Origin of the sequence: Thermomonospora catenispora (assembly GCF_006363815.1) — a bacterium.
Classification (GTDB): domain Bacteria; phylum Actinomycetota; class Actinomycetes; order Streptosporangiales; family Streptosporangiaceae; genus Thermomonospora; species Thermomonospora catenispora.
Window position 1 is genome coordinate 43,121 of the sequence record NZ_RRYT01000004.1, and the last position, 18,716, is coordinate 61,836.

Consider the following 18,716-nt stretch of genomic DNA (forward strand, 5'->3'; position numbering starts at 1 on the left):
GCGGATCGTCCGTGCGGCGCGCCTATGCGGTGGACCGCTCCCGGCGGCGGGCGGACCCGCTCCGCCGCCACAGCAGCGCGTCCAGGCCGAACCGCCCGCTGCCGGTGGCGGCCAGCAGCAGGGCGGTCGCCCCGATGAGGAGGACCAGCTCGAAGCCCCCTTCGTTGACGAAGACCCCGTTGTCGCGGTGCACGAACCAGTACGCCCCCGCCATGTCGAGGACGATCAGCACCCCGAAGACCGGGACCAACAGCCCGAGGATCAGGGCGAGACCGCCCAGGATCTCCACCCAGGTGGAGTAGTGGGCGGCCAGGGAGGGGAACGGGATGCCCATGTCCGCGAACCCCCGGGTCACGCTGTCGAGTCCGATGTCGGTGAGTTTCTGCAGCCCGTGGGCGAGGAGGATCGTCCCGAGGGCCAGTCGGCCCAGCAGGAGTCCGAAGTCGCGCAGCACGGGGAAGCGATCGGCGAAGTTCATCGAGAGTCCTCTCCGGCGAGGCGAGCGGCCGTGAAGCGGGGAGGGCCGGCCGGCGACGGCCGGGGTCCCCTCCGGGCGGCGGAGGAGGCCGGGGCGCAACGGCGACGGACACGGTCGGGCGGGCGCCGTGGTCGATCGCCGACGGTCCGGGCCGGCCTGACGGCAAGGACGGTCCCTACCCGGATCGTCCCTGCTCACGCACCGGGGACGAGGGCAGGTCGGCGGGGGTGCGCGGATCGGGGGCCCCGGGCGGCAGGACGCCGTGGCGGCGCAGCACCCGCCCGACCGCCGGTCCCCAGGCCGGGCGGAGCCGGGCCGAGCGCAGCAGGGCCTCGTCGGCGAGCAGGTCGGCGGCCCTCCCGGCGTGCAGGCGGCCGTCGGCGAGGACCGCGACCTCATCGGCCCAGCGGTGCGCCAGGTCCACGTCGTGGGTGGACGCCACGATCGTGGTGCCCGCCGCCCGCAGCTCCTCCAGCGTCGTCAGCAGCGCCTCCACCCCGGCCGGATCCAGCCCCGCGGTCGGCTCGTCCAGCACCAGCACCGCCGGGCGCAGCGCCAGCGCCCCCGCGATCGCCACGCGTTTGCGCTGGCCGAACGACAGCAGATGGGCGGGCCGGTCGGCCAGCTCGGTGATCTGCATGGCCGCCAGCGCCTGGGCGACCCGCGCCCGCACCTGCTCGACCGGCAGCCCCAGGTTCAGCGGACCGAACGACACGTCCTGCCGGACGCTCGCCGAGAACAGCTGGTCGTCGGGGTCCTGCAGCACCAGCTGGACGCGGGTCCGCAGCTCGGTGAGCCCGCGCCGGGTGTAGGACACCGGCGACCCCCGCCACAGGATCCGTCCGCGGGCGGGGCGCAGCCCTCCGGTCAGCAGCCGCAGCAGCGTCGTCTTGCCCGCGCCGTTCGGCCCCAGCAGCGCCAGCGTCCGCTCCGCCGGCACGTCCAGCGACAGCCCGGTGAAGACCGGCCGTTCGCCCTCGTAGGCGAACGAGACCTCCCGGGCGCTGAGGATCGGCGCGGTCACGGGCTCCTCCGGGCGGGGCGCGTCACGGCAGACGCTCCACGGCCAGCGCGAGACCGGCCGCCAGCGCGGCCGGCATCGGCGCGGCCAGCAGGAACGGCGTGCGCAGCGGGATCGGCTCGACCAGGACCGTCAGCGCGCCGGCGTGGCCGCGTCCGGCCAGGCCGGCCTCCAGCCGGCGGGCGCGGTCGAACGAGCGCACGAACACCGCCGAGCCCAGGCCGCCCAGGGAGCGCCAGGTCGCCCGGAGCGACCGGGTGCCCAACCGTCCGGCCTGGGCGTCGCGGATCCGCCGGGCGGTGTCCAGCACCACGAACAGCATCCGGTAGATCAGCGCCGCCACCTCCACCAGCGCCGGAGGCACCCCGATCCGCACCAGCCGCGGCAGCGTGTCGGCCAGCGGGGTCGTCCCGGCGAACAGCAGCTGGCACAGCACCGCGGCCGTGCACCGGGCCAGCACCTCCCCGGCCCGGCGCGGCCCGTCGTCGGCCCAGGCGATCCCGTCCGCGCCCACCGTGATCAGGAACGCTGGCGATCCGGTCAGCGCGAACCCCAGCGGCGTCCGGGCGGCCCGCACCAGCGTGCGCACCGGGATCCGCGCCCAGCACACCGCCACCGCCGCGGTGACCAGCGCCGTCACCACGGCGCCCGGCCAGGGCGGCAGCGTCAGCGCGCACCCCAGCAGCCCGCCGGCCAGCAGCGCCTTGGCGGCGGGGTGGTGCCGCCGCCACGGGCTGCGGTAGGCGGCGGCGTCGATGGCGAGCACTCAGCCGTCGCCCCGGGGGGCGGCCGCCCGCCCGCGCCGGGTGCGGACCACCCCCAGGCAGTAGCCGAGCACTCCCGCGCCCAGCGCCGCCTGCAGCGCGAACAGCCCCGACTCGACCTCCCCCGACGGGGGCTCGTACAGCGGGCCGAACCAGGGCTCATAGCCGGGATCGTTCTCGGCGATCGCCGCCTCCGCCCGCCCGTCGGCCCCGGCGAACGGCTCTTCCCCGCCGTCTCCCGCGCCGATCGCCAGCGGCGTCACCGCGAGCGCCGCCACCGCCAGCATGAGCAGCGCAGTGACCATACGGCCCTTCATTCCGTCGCCTCCTCGCGATCGCGCGATGCGTCCGGTCCGATCACGGCGGCCGATCCCCGCGGCGCGCTCCTCACACGCCCGGTCACGCCGCCGCCTCCGTGCGGGCGGGGCGCAGCACGCCCAGTCGGATCAGGTCGGCGGCGGCGGAGGTGCGCAGGAGCCGGACGAGGAGGACGGTCAGCAGACCTTCGCTGACCGCCAGCGGGATCTGGGTGACCGCGAAGATCCCGCCGAACTTGGCCAGCGCCCCCGCCACGCCGGACTCGGCGTCGGGAAAGGCCAGCGCGAGCTGGACCGAGGTGACGCAGTAGGTGGTCAGGTCGGCGACGAACGCCCCGGCGAACACCGCCGGCAGCAGGCCGAACCGCCGCATCGACAGGTAGGCCGCGAAACCCGCCCACGGGCCGGCGATCGCCATGGAGAACACGTTGGCGCCCAGCGTGGTCAGCCCGCCGTGCGCCAGCAGCAGTGCCTGGAACAGCAACGTGACGGTGCCCAGCACCGCCATCGCCGGCGGGCGGAACAGGACCGCGCCGAGCCCGGTGCCGGTGGGATGCGAGCTGCTTCCGGTGACCGACGGGATCTTCAGCGCGGACAGCACGAAGCAGAACGCCCCGGACGCGCCCAGCAGCAGCCGATCCTCGGGGGAGTCCTTGAGCCGGCGGTTGAGCGTCACCGCGCCGTGGACGAGGAACGGGGCCGCGGCCACGGACCAGGCGACGGCATGGGAGAGGGGGAGATGGCCCTCGGCGATGTGCACGGGCGGACACCAGACCTTTCCAGCACCTCGTGGACGGTGGTCGAGCGCCGTGGCCGGTCTCCTGGCTGACGGGTTCGCCCCGCCGCTCCACCTTCCCAGGCGTGATCGCCCAGTGGCCTCCGTGCGGAGCGAGCGACGGGAAATCCCGATCACAGTGGCGAGGGCCGCTCCGGTCTTGCACCGGATTCCCGAACACCACGGCCCGACCAGCTTAGCCATACCTGCACAGATGTACAGATATGGGGATACGGATCTCTGGCACGGCGGACAGATGCCCTCCGGCCCTCGCCCGCATCGATCGTCCGCCCGACGAGAACGCCCTGTCGCTCATTTCATGAACTAATCGGCACGTCGTGGCATCTCCCCCATAGGGTGATCATGACCGTCGTTCACTCTCATGCGGCGTCGGGCGCCGAGGAGGAAGATGACCACCGAGCACGGTCCCCAGAGGATCGGCCGGTACCGGCTGATCGAACGGCTGGGTGAGGGCGGACAGGGCGTGGTCCACCTGGCCGAGGCGCCGGACGGAACCCGGGTGGCGGTCAAGGTGCTGCACCGCCACGCCGACGCCAGGGCCCGCGAACGCTTCCGCAAGGAGGTCGCCACCGCCCGGCGGGTGGCGCCCTTCTGCACCGCCCGCATCCTGGACGTGGGGGAGGACGACGGCGTCCCGTTCGTCGTCACCGAGTACGTCGACGGCCCCTCGCTGCGGGACCTGGTGCAGCGGGAAGGCCCCCGGTCCGGGCCGGAGCTGTACCGGCTGGCGGTCGGCACCGCCACCGCGCTGGCGGCCATCCACCAGGCGGGCGTGGTGCACCGGGACTTCAAACCCGGCAACGTGCTGCTGGGCCCGGACGGCCCCCGCGTCATCGACTTCGGGATCGCCCGTTCCCTGGATCTGACCGCCACCGCCACCGGATCGATCGTCGGCACCCCCGCCTACATGGCGCCCGAGCAGTTCTCCGGACGGGACGTCGGGCCGGCTGCCGACGTGTTCGCCTGGGGCGCCACCATCGCCTACGCCGCCAACGGCCGGCCGCCGCACGGCCAGGACTCGGTGCCGGCCGTGATGGCCCGCCTCAGCCGGGGCGAGTCCGACCTGGGGCGCCTGGACGGCCCGCTGTACCGGCTGGTGCGGGACTGCCTGCACCGCGACCCGGCCCGCCGTCCCACCAGCGGCCAGGTGCTGATGCGGCTGCTGGAGCGCGACACCCCCATCGCCGCCGACCAGGCCCTCGCCCAGGGCAGGGAGCTGGCGGCCTCCGCGCCGGCCGACGACCGCACCGCCCGCTGGACGGCGCTGCGCGCCACCGACCGCCCGGTCCGTGCGCACGGGCGCCTGCGCGGCACGGTCGTGCCCGTCGCGGCGGTGGCCGTCGCGGTGGCGGCGATCATCACCGCGATCGTGATCGTCGTCGACTCCGGCAACCGGGGCCGGGCCGGCACCGGCACCGCGGCCCCCACGGCCGCCCCGCAGCCCACCGCCCCCGCCCAGGTCGCCGCGGCGCTCCAGCAGGCCGCCGCCGCCCGCAAGACCGTCGCCTTCACCGTCAAGGGCGACTTCGATCAGGGGGTGGGCGGGACGGACGCCGACGGCAGGTGCCAGGTCGACGCCGAGCTGAACACCGACTGCGACATGAACGTCGCCGACGTGGAGAGCCAGGGGGAGAAGACCAGGGTCGTGCTGATCGGGGACTCCGGATACTTCGGCGACGGCACCGTCGCCACGGTGTTCCGAGTGGGCCAGGAGACCGAGGTCACCAACGCGCACATGTACCTGGGGCGGAGCATGCGATGGCTGGTGAGCCCCCGGCACCCGGTCGAGCTGGTCCGGCGCGCCGGGCGGCTGGACATCAGCCGGGACAGCGCCTCCATCACCTACGGCGGCAGGCTCTCGGTGGGCGCCATGCAGAAGGCCCCGGTCGTCGGCGCCTTCTACCGGGACTACACCGAGGAGGCCGAGCTCAGTTTCCTGCTGACCACCTCCACGGACCATCTGCCGCAACGGCTGGAGGTGAACATGGTGCTGAGGGACGAGTCGGGCGACGGCATCCGCGCCAACTACGTCATCGACTACCGGGACTGGGGCCGGGCGGGCACCGTCCGCAAGCCGTTCTGAGCGCGCGCCCGGCAGGTGTTCGACGCGTCCGACGGGTGTCCGACGGGTGATCGACGGGTGATCGACGGGTGATCGCGCGGCCCGGTGAGGACCGCGGGCGAGGGGACGCCCCGGCGGTCCTCGCCGCCGTCCGCGGCCCGACGGTCAGGAGGCGCGGGCGTCGTAGCGTTCGCGGTTGGCGAGCACCTCGCCCATGTGCTCCTCGGCCCACTCCTTGATGCCGCGCACCACCCGGTAGAGAGAAAGGCCCAGGTCGGTCAGCTCATAGGTGACGGTGACCGGCACGGTCGCCGTCACGGTGCGGGTGACCAGGCCGTCGCGTTCGAGAGAGCGCAGCGTCTGGGTGAGCATCTTCTGGCTGACACCGGCCAGAGTGCGGGACAGTTCGGAATACCGCATCGGCCGCGGTTCGTCGGGGCAGTCGACCCCGGAAGGGTGCGGGCCGCCGCCGCCGAGCGCGGCCAGGATCAGCGCGACCCACTTGTTGGAGATCCGCTCGAGCAGCTGCCGGCTGGGGCATGCGGCCAGGAACGCGTCGTAGTCCGCCTTGGCCTGTGCCCGCCGCTGGGCCGCCGTCTTCGTCGCCATCGACCGCTTCTTCTTACCTCAGGGCACCTTACGCACTTTGAGGTGCCTACTTCCTATGAGAGAGCAGCTCATCCAGTGTGGTGCGGGACAGTTGCAGGACACAACCCTGGAGAGCCGACAGATGAGCACCTCCACCTTCCGCGCCGCCGTCGTCCGCACCCCGGGCGGGCCCGACTCGATCGAGATCATCGACGTCCCCCTCGCCGAGCCCGGACCGGGCGAGGTCCGCATCGAGATCGCCGCCGCCTCCGTCAATCCCGTCGATCTCGCGGTCGCCGACGGTTTCTTCCACGCCCTGGGGGTGATCGATCAGCCGGAGCGCACCGGCCTGGGCTGGGACTTCGCCGGCACCGTCGTGGCGCGCGGCCACGGCGTCGACCTGCCCGTCGGCACCCGGGTCGCCGGTCTGGTGCCCGGCTTCGACCGCGACTTCGGCACCTACGCCGAGCAGCTCCTCGTGCCGGCCGCCGACCTGGCGGTCGTTCCCGACGGGCTGGATCTGATCGCGGCGTCGACGGTGCCGCTCAACGGGCTGACCGCCGCCCAGATCGTCGATCTGCTCGGCGACGCGCCCGCCGGCGGCGACCGGTTGCTGGTGACCGGAGCGGCCGGTGCGGTCGGGGGCTACGTCGTCTCGCTGGCGCAGGACCGCGGCTGGCGGGTGACCGGCCTGGCCCGTGCCGCGGACGAGGAGTTCGTCCGCGGCCTCGGCGCCGACTTCACCACGGGGGCCGAGCCGGGCTGGGACGCGGTCGTCGACGCCGCGGTGCTGCAGGAGCAGGCCCTCGGCCTGGTCCGCGACGGCGGGAGGTTCGTCGGCGTGCGGCCGAACGCCGCACCGGCCGCCGAACGGGGGATCTCCGTGGCCGTCGTGGAGGTCCGGCCCGACGGCCGGCGGTTGAGCGACCTGCTCGCCCGCACCGCCTCCGGCGGGCTTCCGGCCCGAGTGCATGCGGTCATGCCGCTGGAGCGGGCCGCCGACGCCCACCGGGCCATGGCCAAGGGCGGAGTGCGCGGCCGCTATGTGCTCCGGCCCTGACGGCGAGGACCGCCGCCGGGGCGCGTTCGACAGGTGATCGTTCCGAGCGCCGGATGCGCGTTCCCGAGGCGGCGGGAACGCCGGGCGGGGCGGTGGCGGGTCCGGCCGTGATGCGCACCACCGTGCGGGCCGGCCGGCCCGCCCTCCTGCCGGTCGTCGACTCCGCCGGCCCGATCGGCGTGACCGACCCGGCCACCGCCTCGGGCGTGCCCGACACCGGCGTCTCCCGCGCCCTGCGGCCGCTGCGCACCGCCGGTCCGGCAGAACCCGAACGCGACGGCCGGATCGGCCGCCGCCGAGGACCGTCTCCTCCTGCTCCGTCCGTCCCGCCTCCCGGCCGGGTCAGCCGCGCGGCGCGTACATGATCACGGCCACGCCGAGCAGGCAGATCGCCGCGCCCACCAGATCCCACCGATCCGGCCGGAACCCGTCCACGGCCATGCCCCACGCCAGCGACCCGGCCACGAACACGCCCCCGTACGCCGCCAGGATCCGCCCGAAGTGCGGGTCGGGCTGGAAGGTCGCCACGAACCCGTACGCCCCCAGCGCCAGCACCCCGGCCGCGATCCACGGCAGGCCGCGGTGCTCCCGCCATCCCTGCCAGACCAGCCACGCCCCGCCGATCTCGGCCAGTGCGGCCAATCCGAACAGCACCAGTGAACGCAGCACGGTCATGGCCGCACCCTAGCCGCCCCTGCGGTCGGCCCCGCCCGCCGCGATCACAGCGGGACGAAGGTCAGGCCGCGCCGCTTGAGCCGGGGCAGGACCTGGCGGAGGGCGGCGACGGTCTGGGAGCGGTTCCCGCCGCCGTCGTGGCAGAGCATGATCGCGCCCTCCTGGGACTCCAGCAGGGCGCGCTTGATCCGGCCGACCCCCGGGCGCCGCCAGTCCTGCGGGTCGACCTCCCAGCCGATCGGGATCATCCCGAACTCGGCGGTCGTCTCGAACACCTGCTTGGACCAGGCTCCTCCCGGCGCCCGGAAGAATTTGGGGACGACCCCGGTGGCCTGGGCGATCCGCTCGTGCGCCTCGACGATCTCGCGGCGGATCCGCCGGGAGCCGATCCGGTCGAACGGCGAGGGGTGGTGCATGGTGTGGTTGCAGATCTGGTGACCCGCCTCCACGATCCGCCGGGTGAGCAGCGGGTACTCCTTGACCATCTCGCCCACCACGAAGAAGGTCGCCGTGATCTGGTGCTCGGCCAGCAGGTCGAGGATCTGCGGCGTGTACTTGGGGTGGGGGCCGTCGTCGATGGTCAGCGAGATCGCCCCCGTCGCCCGTTGCGGGTCGAGGTCCTTGAGGTTGTTCACCGCCGCGGTGCGACGCTGCACCGGGGTCGGCTTCCAGGCCGGATGACCGGGCAGGATCGGGGTGGGCGTCGGGCGCGGCCTCGAGGGAGCCGGAGTGGGCGTCGGCCGGGCGGCGGATTCGCGTCCGCCCGTCCCGCTGGTGCCGCGCACGCTGTCGGACGAGGTCGCCACGGCGAAACCGATCGCCCCCAACGTCCACAACAACCGGCGCCGCGTCGGCTCCTTCATGTCCATGGTCAACAAAGGTATAGGGCGTTTTACCGTGACACCGGGGTGTTTCACACAGAACGGGCGGCGGCGTCAGGCAACAGTCACCGATGTCCCGACGGTCGGGTGAGGGAGGGTGATGGCGACGCCTGCGGTGGGGGCGCCGCTGGCGGTCGTGCTGCTGGCGTTGACCGCTGCGGCCGCTCTGCTGGTCCGCCTCGGCGGGGTCGGCAGGGCCCGGGAGGTGGTGGCGGCGGCCGGACGCGCCGCCGGGCAGCTGGCGGCGGTGTCGTTGTTGATCGCCGCGGTGCTGCGGAGCGCGGGCGCCACGGCCGCGTTCGTGGCGTTGATGCTGGCGATCGCCGCGGTCACCGCCGCCGGCCGGATCGTCGGGCGGCGTTCGGCGCGGGCGGCCGGCTGGTGCGGGCTGGCCATCGCCGCCGGGGTGGGGCCGGTGCTGGCGTTGACGGTGCTGTCGGGGGCGGTGCCGGCCCGGCCGGTGGCGGTGCTGCCGATCGCCGGGATCCTGATCGGCGGGGCGATGACGGTGACCGCGTTGACCGGCCGGCGCACCCTGGAGGAGCTGCGCACCCGGCACGGCGAGTACGAGGCGGCGCTGGCGCTGGGGCTGTCGTCCCGGGACGCGGCCTTGGAGGTGTGCCGCCCGGCCGCGGCGCTGGCGCTCGTTCCGGTGCTGGATCAAACCCGCACGGTGGGGCTGGTGACGCTGCCGGGGGCGTTCGTGGGGGTGCTGCTGGGCGGGGCGAGTCCGTCGGCGGCGGGCGCGACCCAGCTGCTGGTGCTGCTCGGGCTGCTGGCGGCGGAGGCGGTCTGCATGCTGGTGATCCTCGAGCTGGTCGCCGTCGGCCGGCTGCGCGCGTCCGAGGGCGCGCAGGATCGGAGGGGTCCATGAGCGGGCGGTCGGAGGTGCGAGTGTCGCCGGCGCGTGGGGTGAGGAACGGGAGAACGCCTGCTCCGGCCGCCCGCCGTCGGGAGCCCCTTGCCGTCCCGGTGTCCGGGGGCGAGTCGGTCGCGGGCCGGCAAGGGGTTTGACGATAACTCGCGGTATGAGACGCGTGAAGTGACACGCCCTCTACGGTTGTTCACAACTTCTGTCAGCGTCGGGTGGTCGGTTGTTGACGCATTCTCCCGATGCTCCGCCCGGATATTTCTCCGCCGTGCCGCACTCGTCGACCGTGCGTCGATCACGTCTCGGTCATGCCGTGCGACGGTGCGGCGCTGTGCCGGGCGAACGTTTCGGGACGGGAAGACGCCGCCCCGTCCCCCTCCGCCGGAGCATGGGCGCGGTGATCGCGAGGCGGTCTTTCCCGCCGACTTTCCCCGCCGGCTTTCCCTGCCGTGCGGTGCGCTTTCCGCACGCCGCACGGCGCCGTTCGCCCGCCGCACCGGATGCGCCGGTCATGTCCCTCGAACGAACGGGTAGAGGCCGGGGAGCGCATTCGCCGAATTCCCGGGAGAGGACACCATGGCGTCGATCGTCACGAAGATCAGGCGGCTGCTGCACACCCCGCAGGGCCGCCGGGTCCGCGCCCGCGCCGAACGGCTGGCCCGTGACCCGCGCACCCGCGCCGGACTGCGCGGTCTGATGAGCGGGCGCGGCAAACGCCCCTGAACCGTCGATGGGCGGCCGCCGTGCGGCGCACGGGCCGCGCGACGGATCGGCGGCGGATCGGCGAAGCGTCTCGACCCGGCTCCCGCAGGGTGGCCTGCACCTCCGATCCCTGATAGGGAACTCTCCATCCCCACACGGGGTCAAAATGGTGCAGGGCGCCGGTATGGTCCGAGGACCCGGGGAAAGGCGGGGCTGTGGAGCCTGGAGCGGTACTGGACGGCAAATACCGGTTGGTGCGTCGGCTGGGCCAGGGCGGCATGGGCGAGGTGTGGGCCGCCGATGACCTGGCGCTCGGCCGGCAGGTCGCGGTCAAGATCGTGCTGTCCAACCTGGGCACCAACCAGGACGTGATCGCGCGGCTGCGGCGTGAGGCGCAGGCGGCGGCCTCCCTGCAGCATCCGGGGATCACCGTGGTGCACGCGATGGGCGACCACGAGGGGCACCCGTTCTTCGTGATGGAGCTGCTGGAGGGCCGCGACTTCGGGGCGGTCCTGGAGGCGCACCCCAACGGGCTGCCGGTGCCGCGCGCGGTGGCGATGGTCAGGCAGGTCGCCGAGGCGTTGTCGTACGCGCACCGCAAGGGCGTGGTGCACCGCGACATCAAGCCCGCCAACCTGATGGAGCTCACCGAGGGCGGCGTCAAGATCTGCGACTTCGGCATCGCCCGGTTCGCCGACGCCGCCTCCGACCTGACCCCGATGGGCAGCGTCGTGGGCACGCCCCCCTACACCGCCCCCGAGCAGTGGCGGGGCGAGCGGGGGGACGAGCGCTCGGACCTGTACTCGCTGGGCTGCACCTTCTATGCGCTGCTGGCCGGACGTCCGCCGTTCACCGGGCCGTCGCTGGCGGCGTACATGAACCAGCATCTGAGCGAGCTCCCGCCGCGGATCACCGAGCTCCGGCCGGACGTTCCCCCCGAGATCGAGGCGCTGGTCATGCGGATGCTGGCCAAGGACCCCGCCGACCGGCCCACCATGGCCGAGGTGGTGGACCGGCTGAGCGCGCCGGCCGCCGCGACGGCGCCGGGTTCGCCCGCCCCCACGCGCCCGTTCGCCGCGCCGCCCGGCCCCCCGCCGGGCCCGCCGCCCGGTCCTCCGCCCGGCCCTCCGCCGGGTCCGCCGTTCGGTCCGCAGCCGGGCCCGCCGCCCGGTCCCCCGGCCGGCCCGGGGGCCGAGGCGCCTCCGCCGGCGGTGCAGGCGATCAACGAGGCCGTCGCCCGCCTGCAGGGCCGTCCGGCCCGCACCGTGACCCGGGCGTGGAACGCCGTCGCGTCGGCCCTGGGCTGGCTGGTGCGGGCGCCCGGCGGCGCCGCCCGGGACGTCGACCCCGCGCAGCGCCGCGACGGCGTCGGCCTGACCCTGGTCATCGCCGCGGTCACGCTGGGCGGTCTGCTGTGGGCGCAGACGGAGACCGAGTTCACCACGGCGGTGGCGGAGCTGCTGCGCGGCGCGTTCGGGCTGTGCGCCTATCTGCTGCCCATCGCGGTCGCGCTCTTGGCCGTACGGGTCTTCCGGCACCCTGAGCGCCGCACCGGGACCGTCCGCATCCTGGCCGGCTCCGCCATCATCGGGATCGGGCTGCTCGGCGTCGTCCACGCCGCCGCCAACAGCCCCGACCCGTTCACCGACATGGGTCAGGTGCGCGGCGCGGGCGGCGTCCTGGGATGGCTCGTCGGCGCCCCGCTGGAGTCGGCCCTGACCGCGTGGGGGGCGATCCCCCTGCTGCTGGCGGTCGGCGTGCTGGGCCTGCTGGTCGCCACCGCCACGCCGCTGCAGAGCGTCCCCGACCACCTCGGCCGCGTGCTCGGGTTCCTCCTCGGGGACGGCGGCCGCGAGGGGGAGGAGCAGAACGCGCAGCAGCCCTCCGAACGCTCCTGAGGGCGGCGTCCGTCCCGGCCTCCGGGGCCGGTCGAGGGAACCGGCCGCCGCGCGCCGGCCGGGCGTTCACGCGCGTTCCCCGGCCGTCTCTTCGCCCGCCCCCGCGGCGGTCCGGCGGCCTGCGCCGCGGATGCCGGGCCGCCGCCGGATCACCGCGGGATCACAGCGACGTGTAGCAGGGCGCGGTGAAGACGTGCGAGGAGGCGGTGGGGCCCGCGGAGAACTCCTTGACGACCGTGATGCCGGTGTAGGCGTCGGGGTCCGGACGGCCCAGCACCGTCTGTCGGAAGGCGTTGGTGTTGGGGTCGCCGGAGAAGTTGCCGGCCTCGGCGGGCAGGATGCCCTCGTAGTCGATCCTGGTGGTCTGCTTGAGCGCCCTGAACACGCCCTCCCGGGTCAGATCGCCGTTCTCGGCGGCCTTCTGCAGCACCGCCTTGAGCGGGTAGGACAGCACCCAGCCCGCGGTCATCGCGTCGCTGGGGGCGACCCGGCCGACCGCCTGCCGCATCGCGGCGTGGCCGGGGGAGTCGACGGCGAACGGCTTCCAGGGGGAGGACTGCAGGTAGCGCTGCCGCAGCGCCGGGCCGGTCGGGCCGTTCAGCATGTCCCGCTGCCAGGTGGGGAGGGAGCCGATGAACCGGCCCGGGTAGCCGCGCCGGACCGTCTCCCCGACGATGGCGGAGGTCTCCTGCGGGCCGACCGCCAGCACGACCAGATCCGGGGACTGCTTGACGATGGCGTCGATCACCGGTTTCTGCGCCTGCCGGCCCTGCCCGGTCCTCCGGTGGGTGAAGCCGATCTTGTGCCGGGCCGCCGCGATCTTCGCGCCTGCGGCGACGTCGTCGCCGTAGTCCCCCGGGAAGTGCACGACCATGACGCTCTTGGCGGAGTACTCCTCGACCGCGTAGTCGACGGAGTTCATCGCCTCCGCGCAGTAGCTGGCCCCCGACTCCAGGATCACGTCCTCGAACTCCCAGGCCGAGGTCCAGGAGATCGGGACGGCCACGATCTTGTTCTTGCGCAGGTCCGGCAGGATGGCCGCGGTGGTGGACGAGCCCAGGGTGTGGGCCAGCGCCAGCACCTTGCCCTTCATCCGCTCGTACATGGCCTTGTGGGCGGCCGGGTCGTAGGCGGAGTCGCGGGTGTAGGTGGTGACGTCGATGTCGTAGCCGCCGATGCCGCCCTGCCGGTTGACCCGGTCCCAGAACGCCTTCTGCGCGTGCGTGACCGGCTTGCCCAGGTCGCGGAACGGGCCTTTGCTCAGGTCGGAGATGATCCCCAGGTAGATGCAGCCGTTGTCGGGGTTCACCGCCTTCGGGCACGGCTTGCTCGTCACGCCGGGGCCGTGGCGGATCGCGTCCGAGCCCGCGCCGCCCCCGCAGGCCGTCGCCCCCAGGAGCAGCGCCGCCAGTGCACTGACGATTCCGTACCCGCGTCGCTTCACCGACCCTCCATCCGCCCGTCCGACCGACGTTCAACCCCGAGCGAGCACCGGGCACGGAACGCGGCACCGGCGAACCGAAAGTGTGGCCCGGTGTGCAACGGATCACAACGTCTATGCCGCACTTTATGATCATGTGCGACATAAATCCTTTTTGTCCGCGGTTCGCCCCGCATCGGCGCCGCGACGCCCGACCCGATGAAGACCGGCGGCCTGGAGCCGCTCCGCACCGCCGAGGGCCGGCCGGGCGGCGGACGTCCCCCGGGGGTCCCACCTGAGGCGCGGTCCCCTGCCGCCGGTGCTCGACGCCTCGGCCCGCCGATCGCCGTCGCCCCCTCGGCGAGCGTCCCGAGCGCGCCGGCCGCCGGGACCTCACAGGTCGTTGCCGGCATACGAGAGGTTGAAGCTCTTGTTGACCAGGGGGAAGTCCGGGACGATCGCGCCGCTGAGGGCCACGGGCAGGGCCGGCCAGTTGAAGAAGGACGGGTCGACCACCTTGACCCGGGCCAAGGCGCCCTCGGCGTCCAGCTGCACGCGGTGGACGATGGTGCCGCGCCATCCCTCGGCGATGCCCACCCCCGCCGCCGGGCCGAAGGCGCCGGACGGCGACGGGGTCACGTGGTCGAGGTCGCCCGCGTCCAGGTCGCCGACCAGACCGGCGATGATCTCGATGGAGGCGGCGATCTCCTCGGCGCGGACCTGGAAGCGGGCCAGCACGTCCCCGCCGGTGCGGACGACGGGCGCAAAACCCTCGAGGGTGTCGCGCCGGGCGTCCACGTCCAGCCCGCTGGCGCGCGCCACATAGCCGAGGGTGCCCAGGTCGCGGGCGGCCTGGGCGGACAGCACGGCGGTGCCGGCGAAGCGGTCCAGCACCACGCTGTGCCCCAGGGCCAGCGCGACGATCTCGGCCACGTCCTCCCCGATGGCGCGCAGGGCGTCCACATCCGGCAGGGCGCGCAGCCGAGCGCCGCCCACGACGACCCCGCCGCGCAGCAGGCGATGGCCGGTGACCCGGTCGTTGATGCGCAGCAGCGACTCGCGGACGCGCCCGGCGTGGGCGTTGAGGATGCCGTGCGCCACGTCGTTGCACAGTGCGCCCAGGTCGGTGACGTGGTTGTAGATCCGTTCCAGCTCCAGCAGCAGCGCCCGGATCCGCACGGCCTGCGGCGGCACGGCCACCTTCAACGCCGACTCCACCGCCTGGCAGTAGGCCAGCGCATGCCCCACGGAGGTGTCACCGCTGATCCGCTCGGCCAGCTCCAGCCCGGCCTCGGGAGGACGCCCCTCGAACAGCTTCTCGATCCCCTTGTGGACGAACCACAGCCGGGCCTTGAGCTTGAGGATGCTCTCCCCGACCACCGAGAACCGGAAGTGACCGGGCTCGATCAACCCGGCGTGCACCGGCCCGACCGGGATCTCATAGACCCCCGGCCCCTCCACGGTGACGAACGGGAAGGGCCCCTCCGGGTCGCCGAAGGCGGGCGGCGGCCCGGCGTCGTCCCGCATCGGGTACCAGCCGCGCGGCCAGTGGTGGTGCCGCACCAGCCGGCGGGGCAGCGGATGGTTCTCCGGGACGATCCCGTACAGGTCGCGCATCTCCCGTTCGAACCGCCCGGCCGGGAACGACAGCGAGGCGATCGACGGCAGGCGGGGATCGTCCCCGGGCACCGGCAGGTGCAGTTCCACCAGGTCGGCGCCGTGGCTGAACAGGTACACCACATCGAAGCCGGACGGGGCGGGGACCGCGGCCACCAGCGCCAGCCGGTGCCCGCTCCCCAGCAGCTCGGCGACGTGGGCGGCCAGCGACTCAGAGGTCACATCGATGATCTTCACGGGGCGACCACCTGCGCGGCGTTGTCAAGGATCGACTGCAGAGGGCCGGCGGTGACGCCGAGCAGCCCGCAGGCCGCCAGCCCGGCGACCATCGCGACGGCGACCCCGGCCGGCACGCCCGCCGGCTCCGCACCGCCACCCGCCTCCGCGGACGCGCCGACCTCCGCCGCTTCGCCGGGCCCGTCGTCGGGCGCCTGCGCGAGCGCCGCTTCGGCGGCCTGACCCTCGCCCGCTCCCGTGCCGGTTGCGACGGAGCGCGCGGCGGTGGCGGCCACGGCGGCGAGCGCCGGCTCCGCCGGGGCGGCCTTCGATGCTCCGCTCGCCTCGGCGGCTCGGCCGTCGCCTGATCCTCCGGCGGCTTCGACGGGCTGTGCGGCTCCGGCGGCCACGGCGGCGAGCGCCGGCTCTGCGGTACCGGCCGCGGTCTCGGCGTCCGGCGGCTGGGCGGAGGGCGGGGAGCCGAGGATCATGTGGCCGCCGATGCGGCTCACGGCGGCGACGATGATGAGCATCAGCGCCAGGGCGACGACGACCGCCCATCCGATGCCCTCCTGGAAACCGGCGCGGACGATGCCCAGCTCGGAGGCGAACAGGCTGAACGGGGGCAGGCCCAGCAGGGCCAGCAGGGCCAGGCCGAACGCGCCGCCCAGCAGCGGAGAGCGGGCCAGCAGGCCGCGCACCGCGGCGACCCGGCTGCTGCCGGTGGCGCGCAGGACGGCGCCGGACCCGATGAACAGCACCGACTTGCCCAGGCCGTGGCCGAGGACGTGCAGCAGCACGGCGGTCAGCGCCAACCGACCGCCGGCCGCCGCGCCCAGGGCCAGCAGGCCCATGTGCTCGATGCTGGAGTAGGCCAGCATCCGCTTGTAGTCCCGCTGGGCGATCAGCAGCAATGCCGCCACCAGCAGCGACAGCAGTGCCAGGACCAGCAGCAGGTTCCGGGTGAAGGCCGGGCCCAGCGCCGGGTCGGCGATCACCTTGACTCGCAGCATCGCGTAGAAGGCCACCGACAGCAGCACGCCCGACATCAGCGCCGACACCGGGGCGGGGGCCTGGCTGTGGGCGTCCGGCAGCCAGGCGTGCATGGGCGCCAGCCCCGCCTTGGTGCCGAAGCCCAGCAGCAGCAGCGCGACGGCGATCCGGGCCACCCCCGGGTCGAGCTCGGCGGCGCGGGCGGCCAGCACGTCCAGCTCCAGCGACTCCACCCCCGCCCGGGCGGCGGCGAAGTGCAGCAGTACCGCCCCGAGCAGGGCCAGCGCGATCCCGGCCGAGCAGACCACCACGTACTTCCAGGCGGCCTCGACGGCGGCCCGGGTGCGCCGGTGTCCGACCAGGAACGCGGTCACGATCGTGGTGGCCTCGACCGCCGCCCACAGCACGCCCAGGTTCGCCGCCAGCACCGCCAGCGCCATGGCCGCGATGAACCCCTGCGTCAGCACCCCGTACCGCCGCGCCGCCCGTGCATCGGCCTCGGCGGCCAGGTAGGACGGACCGGCGAGCATGGCGAGCGTGGCGACCGCGCCGATGACGATGAGCATGAACGAGCTCAGCGCGTCCGCCCGCAGCCCCGGCGCGCTCGGCGGGGCCTGTTGCAGCGACAGCGCGATCCCGCAGGCCAGCACCCCGGCCGACGACAGCGCGCCCAGCCACCGCACCGGCCCGCGCCAGCCGGCCAGCGCATAGAGCGCCGCCGCCAGGCACGGCAGCAGGATCGGAAGAACGACCAGCAGCATCAGTCCCGCAGCTCCCGCAGCTCATCGAGGTCGGTGCCGCCGAACGCGGCGCGCATCCGCGTGGTGAGCACCTGCAGCACCAGCACGGCCAGCAGCACGTCCAGCGAGACGCCGATCTCCACCACCGGCGACAGCCCGCCGGCGGTCAGGAAGGCCATCGCGGTGATCCCGTTGTCGATCAACAGGAACCCCACCACCTGCGACAGCGCCCGCCGCCGGGTGGCCAGCACGAAGAAGCCCAGGAAGATCACGGTCATGGCCGCCGGCGCCGCCTGGGTGGCCGGAGTGGGAGCCAGGCGGATCACCGGCTGGCACACCGCATAGGCCAGCAGCGCCAGCACCGCCGCCGCCACCAGCGAGGCGGCCACGTTCACGATCGGCTTGGTCTCCCGCCGCTCCCCGGAGGCCGCCAGCGCCCGCCGCAGCAGGGACGGCAGCACCCCGGCGCGCAGCGCCCCGATGCCCGCCGCCACCGCCAGCAGTTCGGCCGAGCCCTCGTGCGCGCCGAGCACCGCGATCAGCGCGGCCAGCGCCACCCCCTGCAGGGCGAACAGCGTGACGATCTTCGCCAGCTCGCTGCGCCACAGGATCAGCACGCCGGTCAGCAGGAACGCCCCGCAGGCCAGGTCGAGCAGCTGCACGTGGACGTCGCTCATGCCCGCTCCAGGAAGAAGGACGCCGCCACGGCCAGCAGCGCCAGCAGGAACGATCCGGCCAGCAGCTCGGGCACCCGGAACAGCCGCAGCTTGGCCATGAACACCTCGGCGGCGGCCAGCAGCGCGCCGAGCACGGCGACCTTGACCGCGAACACCGCCAGCGCCAGCGGCAGCGCCAGCGTGATCCCCCACGGGGTGAACAATCCGGCGAACAGCCCCAGCAGGACGGTCAGCCGCATCGCCGAGGCCCACTCGATGAGGGCCAGGTCGGGCCCGGCGTACTCCAGCACCATCGCCTCGTGGATCATCGTCAGCTCAAGGTGCGTGGAGGGGTTGTCCACCGGGATCCGCCCGGTCTCGGCCATCGTCACGATGATCAGCGCCACCGCGGCCAGCAGGCTCACCGGCGAGATCACCGACAGCGGATCCTCGGCCACCGAGGCGGCGATCTGCCCCAGGTTGGTGGAGCCCACCCGGATCGACAGGGCGAACGCCGCCAGCAGGATGGTCGGCTCCACCAGCGCCATCACCGTCATCTCGCGGCTGGCGCCCATGCCGCCGAACGCGGTGCCGGTGTCCAGCCCGCCCAGCGCCAGCGCCACCGTGCCGAGGGCCAGCAGCGCGGTGACCGCGAACAGGTCGGCGGCCGGGTCCAGCGGGGAGTCGGTGGTGGCGAACGGCCCCACCGCCGCCACCACCAGCGCGGTGGCGGCCAGCACCAGCGGCGCCGCCCGGAACGGCCATCCGGTCCCGTGCGGGGCGATCGGCTCCTTGCGCAGCAGCTTGCGCAGGTCCCGCATCGGCTGGGCGATCCCGGCCCCGGCGCGTCCCTCCAGGCGGGCCCGCACCTGCCGCATCAGCCCCACCAGGAACGGGGAGCCGACCCCGATGAGCACGACTTGCGCGGCGGCCCCGATCACCGCCTCACCCCTCCCTCACC

Annotated in this window: 19 protein-coding genes and 1 riboswitch; of the genes, 6 read left to right on the forward strand and 13 right to left on the reverse strand. The window is 74.2% G+C overall.

From position 1 onward, the window contains the following. Positions 1 to 22: 22 nt before the first annotated feature. The 5 genes from EIO00_RS04795 to EIO00_RS04815 form a co-directional block, all read right to left on the reverse strand. Positions 23 to 478, reverse strand: a complete 456-nt coding sequence (locus tag EIO00_RS04795; protein ID WP_140175702.1) for a DoxX family protein — start codon at positions 476 to 478, stop codon at positions 23 to 25. 175 nt (positions 479 to 653) lie between these two features. Continuing rightward, a complete protein-coding gene (locus EIO00_RS04800; RefSeq protein WP_140175703.1) occupies positions 654 to 1,502 on the reverse strand; it encodes an energy-coupling factor ABC transporter ATP-binding protein in 849 nt (282 codons plus the stop codon). A 22-nt stretch (positions 1,503 to 1,524) separates the two neighbouring features. Further along, entirely contained in the window at positions 1,525 to 2,265 is a 741-nt protein-coding gene (cbiQ, locus tag EIO00_RS04805; protein ID WP_140175704.1) for a cobalt ECF transporter T component CbiQ, read from the reverse strand. Further along, positions 2,266 to 2,568: an energy-coupling factor ABC transporter substrate-binding protein gene (locus EIO00_RS04810; RefSeq protein ID WP_241661116.1), complete on the reverse strand. Its 303-nt coding sequence runs from the start codon at positions 2,566 to 2,568 to the stop codon at positions 2,266 to 2,268. Positions 2,569 to 2,662: 94 nt separating this feature from the next. Continuing rightward, the gene (locus EIO00_RS04815) at positions 2,663 to 3,340 is read right to left on the reverse strand and encodes an energy-coupling factor ABC transporter permease (RefSeq protein WP_140175706.1); all 678 of its coding nucleotides are present in this window, start codon (positions 3,338 to 3,340) and stop codon (positions 2,663 to 2,665) included. A 34-nt stretch (positions 3,341 to 3,374) separates the two neighbouring features. After that, positions 3,375 to 3,555, reverse strand: a riboswitch (cobalamin riboswitch). Positions 3,556 to 3,764: 209 nt separating this feature from the next. Between EIO00_RS04815 and EIO00_RS24735 the strand changes: the two genes are divergently transcribed. After that, positions 3,765 to 5,459: a serine/threonine-protein kinase gene (locus EIO00_RS24735; protein WP_206664034.1), complete on the forward strand. Its 1,695-nt coding sequence runs from the start codon at positions 3,765 to 3,767 to the stop codon at positions 5,457 to 5,459. 144 nt (positions 5,460 to 5,603) lie between these two features. Here EIO00_RS24735 and EIO00_RS04825 read toward each other — a convergent pair whose 3' ends face one another. After that, on the reverse strand, positions 5,604 to 6,047 hold the full coding sequence (locus EIO00_RS04825; protein WP_140175707.1) for a winged helix-turn-helix transcriptional regulator: 444 nt from the start codon (positions 6,045 to 6,047) through the stop codon (positions 5,604 to 5,606). Positions 6,048 to 6,168: 121 nt separating this feature from the next. Here EIO00_RS04825 and EIO00_RS04830 point away from each other — a divergent pair, with 121 nt between their 5' ends. Together EIO00_RS04830 and EIO00_RS04835 are read left to right on the forward strand one after the other, a co-directional pair. Beyond that, positions 6,169 to 7,086 carry an NADP-dependent oxidoreductase gene (locus tag EIO00_RS04830; RefSeq protein WP_140175708.1) on the forward strand — a complete coding sequence of 306 codons (918 nt, stop codon included), beginning with the start codon at positions 6,169 to 6,171 and terminating at the stop codon, positions 7,084 to 7,086. Between the two features lie 53 nt (positions 7,087 to 7,139). Continuing rightward, complete coding sequence (locus EIO00_RS04835) at positions 7,140 to 7,451, forward strand: transcriptional regulator (protein WP_140175709.1); 312 nt, start codon at positions 7,140 to 7,142, stop codon at positions 7,449 to 7,451. Here the strand turns inward: EIO00_RS04835 and EIO00_RS04840 are convergent. Further along, positions 7,429 to 7,761, reverse strand: coding sequence for a YnfA family protein (locus tag EIO00_RS04840; RefSeq protein ID WP_140175710.1), 333 nt, complete (start codon positions 7,759 to 7,761; stop codon positions 7,429 to 7,431). The genes EIO00_RS04835 and EIO00_RS04840 overlap by 23 nt on opposite strands. 44 nt (positions 7,762 to 7,805) lie before the next feature. Further along, positions 7,806 to 8,630, reverse strand: a complete 825-nt coding sequence (locus EIO00_RS04845) for a polysaccharide deacetylase family protein (RefSeq protein WP_140175711.1) — start codon at positions 8,628 to 8,630, stop codon at positions 7,806 to 7,808. Between the two features lie 112 nt (positions 8,631 to 8,742). Between EIO00_RS04845 and EIO00_RS04850 the strand changes: the two genes are divergently transcribed. From EIO00_RS04850 to EIO00_RS04855, 3 genes are all read left to right on the forward strand, one after another. Next, on the forward strand, positions 8,743 to 9,516 hold the full coding sequence (locus tag EIO00_RS04850; protein WP_140175712.1) for an ABC transporter permease: 774 nt from the start codon (positions 8,743 to 8,745) through the stop codon (positions 9,514 to 9,516). A 573-nt stretch (positions 9,517 to 10,089) separates the two neighbouring features. Then, positions 10,090 to 10,236 carry a hypothetical protein gene (locus EIO00_RS24095; protein ID WP_161602648.1) on the forward strand — a complete coding sequence of 49 codons (147 nt, stop codon included), beginning with the start codon at positions 10,090 to 10,092 and terminating at the stop codon, positions 10,234 to 10,236. Positions 10,237 to 10,430: 194 nt separating this feature from the next. Then, positions 10,431 to 12,113, forward strand: coding sequence for a serine/threonine-protein kinase (locus tag EIO00_RS04855; RefSeq protein ID WP_140175713.1), 1,683 nt, complete (start codon positions 10,431 to 10,433; stop codon positions 12,111 to 12,113). A gap of 160 nt (positions 12,114 to 12,273) precedes the next feature. Here EIO00_RS04855 and EIO00_RS04860 read toward each other — a convergent pair whose 3' ends face one another. The 5 genes from EIO00_RS04860 to EIO00_RS04880 all read right to left on the reverse strand — a co-directional run bounded on the left by EIO00_RS04860 (position 12,274) and on the right by EIO00_RS04880 (position 18,696). Then, the gene (locus EIO00_RS04860) at positions 12,274 to 13,557 is read right to left on the reverse strand and encodes an ABC transporter substrate-binding protein (protein ID WP_140175714.1); all 1,284 of its coding nucleotides are present in this window, start codon (positions 13,555 to 13,557) and stop codon (positions 12,274 to 12,276) included. Between the two features lie 369 nt (positions 13,558 to 13,926). Beyond that, positions 13,927 to 15,387 (reverse strand): hydrogenase large subunit, encoded by a 1,461-nt coding sequence (locus EIO00_RS04865; protein WP_140175715.1) that lies wholly within the window; start codon positions 15,385 to 15,387, stop codon positions 13,927 to 13,929. Beyond that, positions 15,384 to 17,120 carry a proton-conducting transporter transmembrane domain-containing protein gene (locus EIO00_RS04870; RefSeq protein WP_140175716.1) on the reverse strand — a complete coding sequence of 579 codons (1,737 nt, stop codon included), beginning with the start codon at positions 17,118 to 17,120 and terminating at the stop codon, positions 15,384 to 15,386. The genes EIO00_RS04865 and EIO00_RS04870 overlap by 4 nt, the downstream gene beginning before the upstream one ends. Then, a complete protein-coding gene (locus tag EIO00_RS04875; RefSeq protein WP_140175717.1) occupies positions 17,120 to 17,776 on the reverse strand; it encodes a hypothetical protein in 657 nt (218 codons plus the stop codon). Before EIO00_RS04875 ends, EIO00_RS04870 begins: the two co-directional genes overlap by 1 nt. Next, entirely contained in the window at positions 17,773 to 18,696 is a 924-nt protein-coding gene (locus EIO00_RS04880) for a respiratory chain complex I subunit 1 family protein (RefSeq protein WP_140175718.1), read from the reverse strand. Before EIO00_RS04880 ends, EIO00_RS04875 begins: the two co-directional genes overlap by 4 nt. Between the last annotated feature and the right edge of the window lie 20 nt (positions 18,697 to 18,716).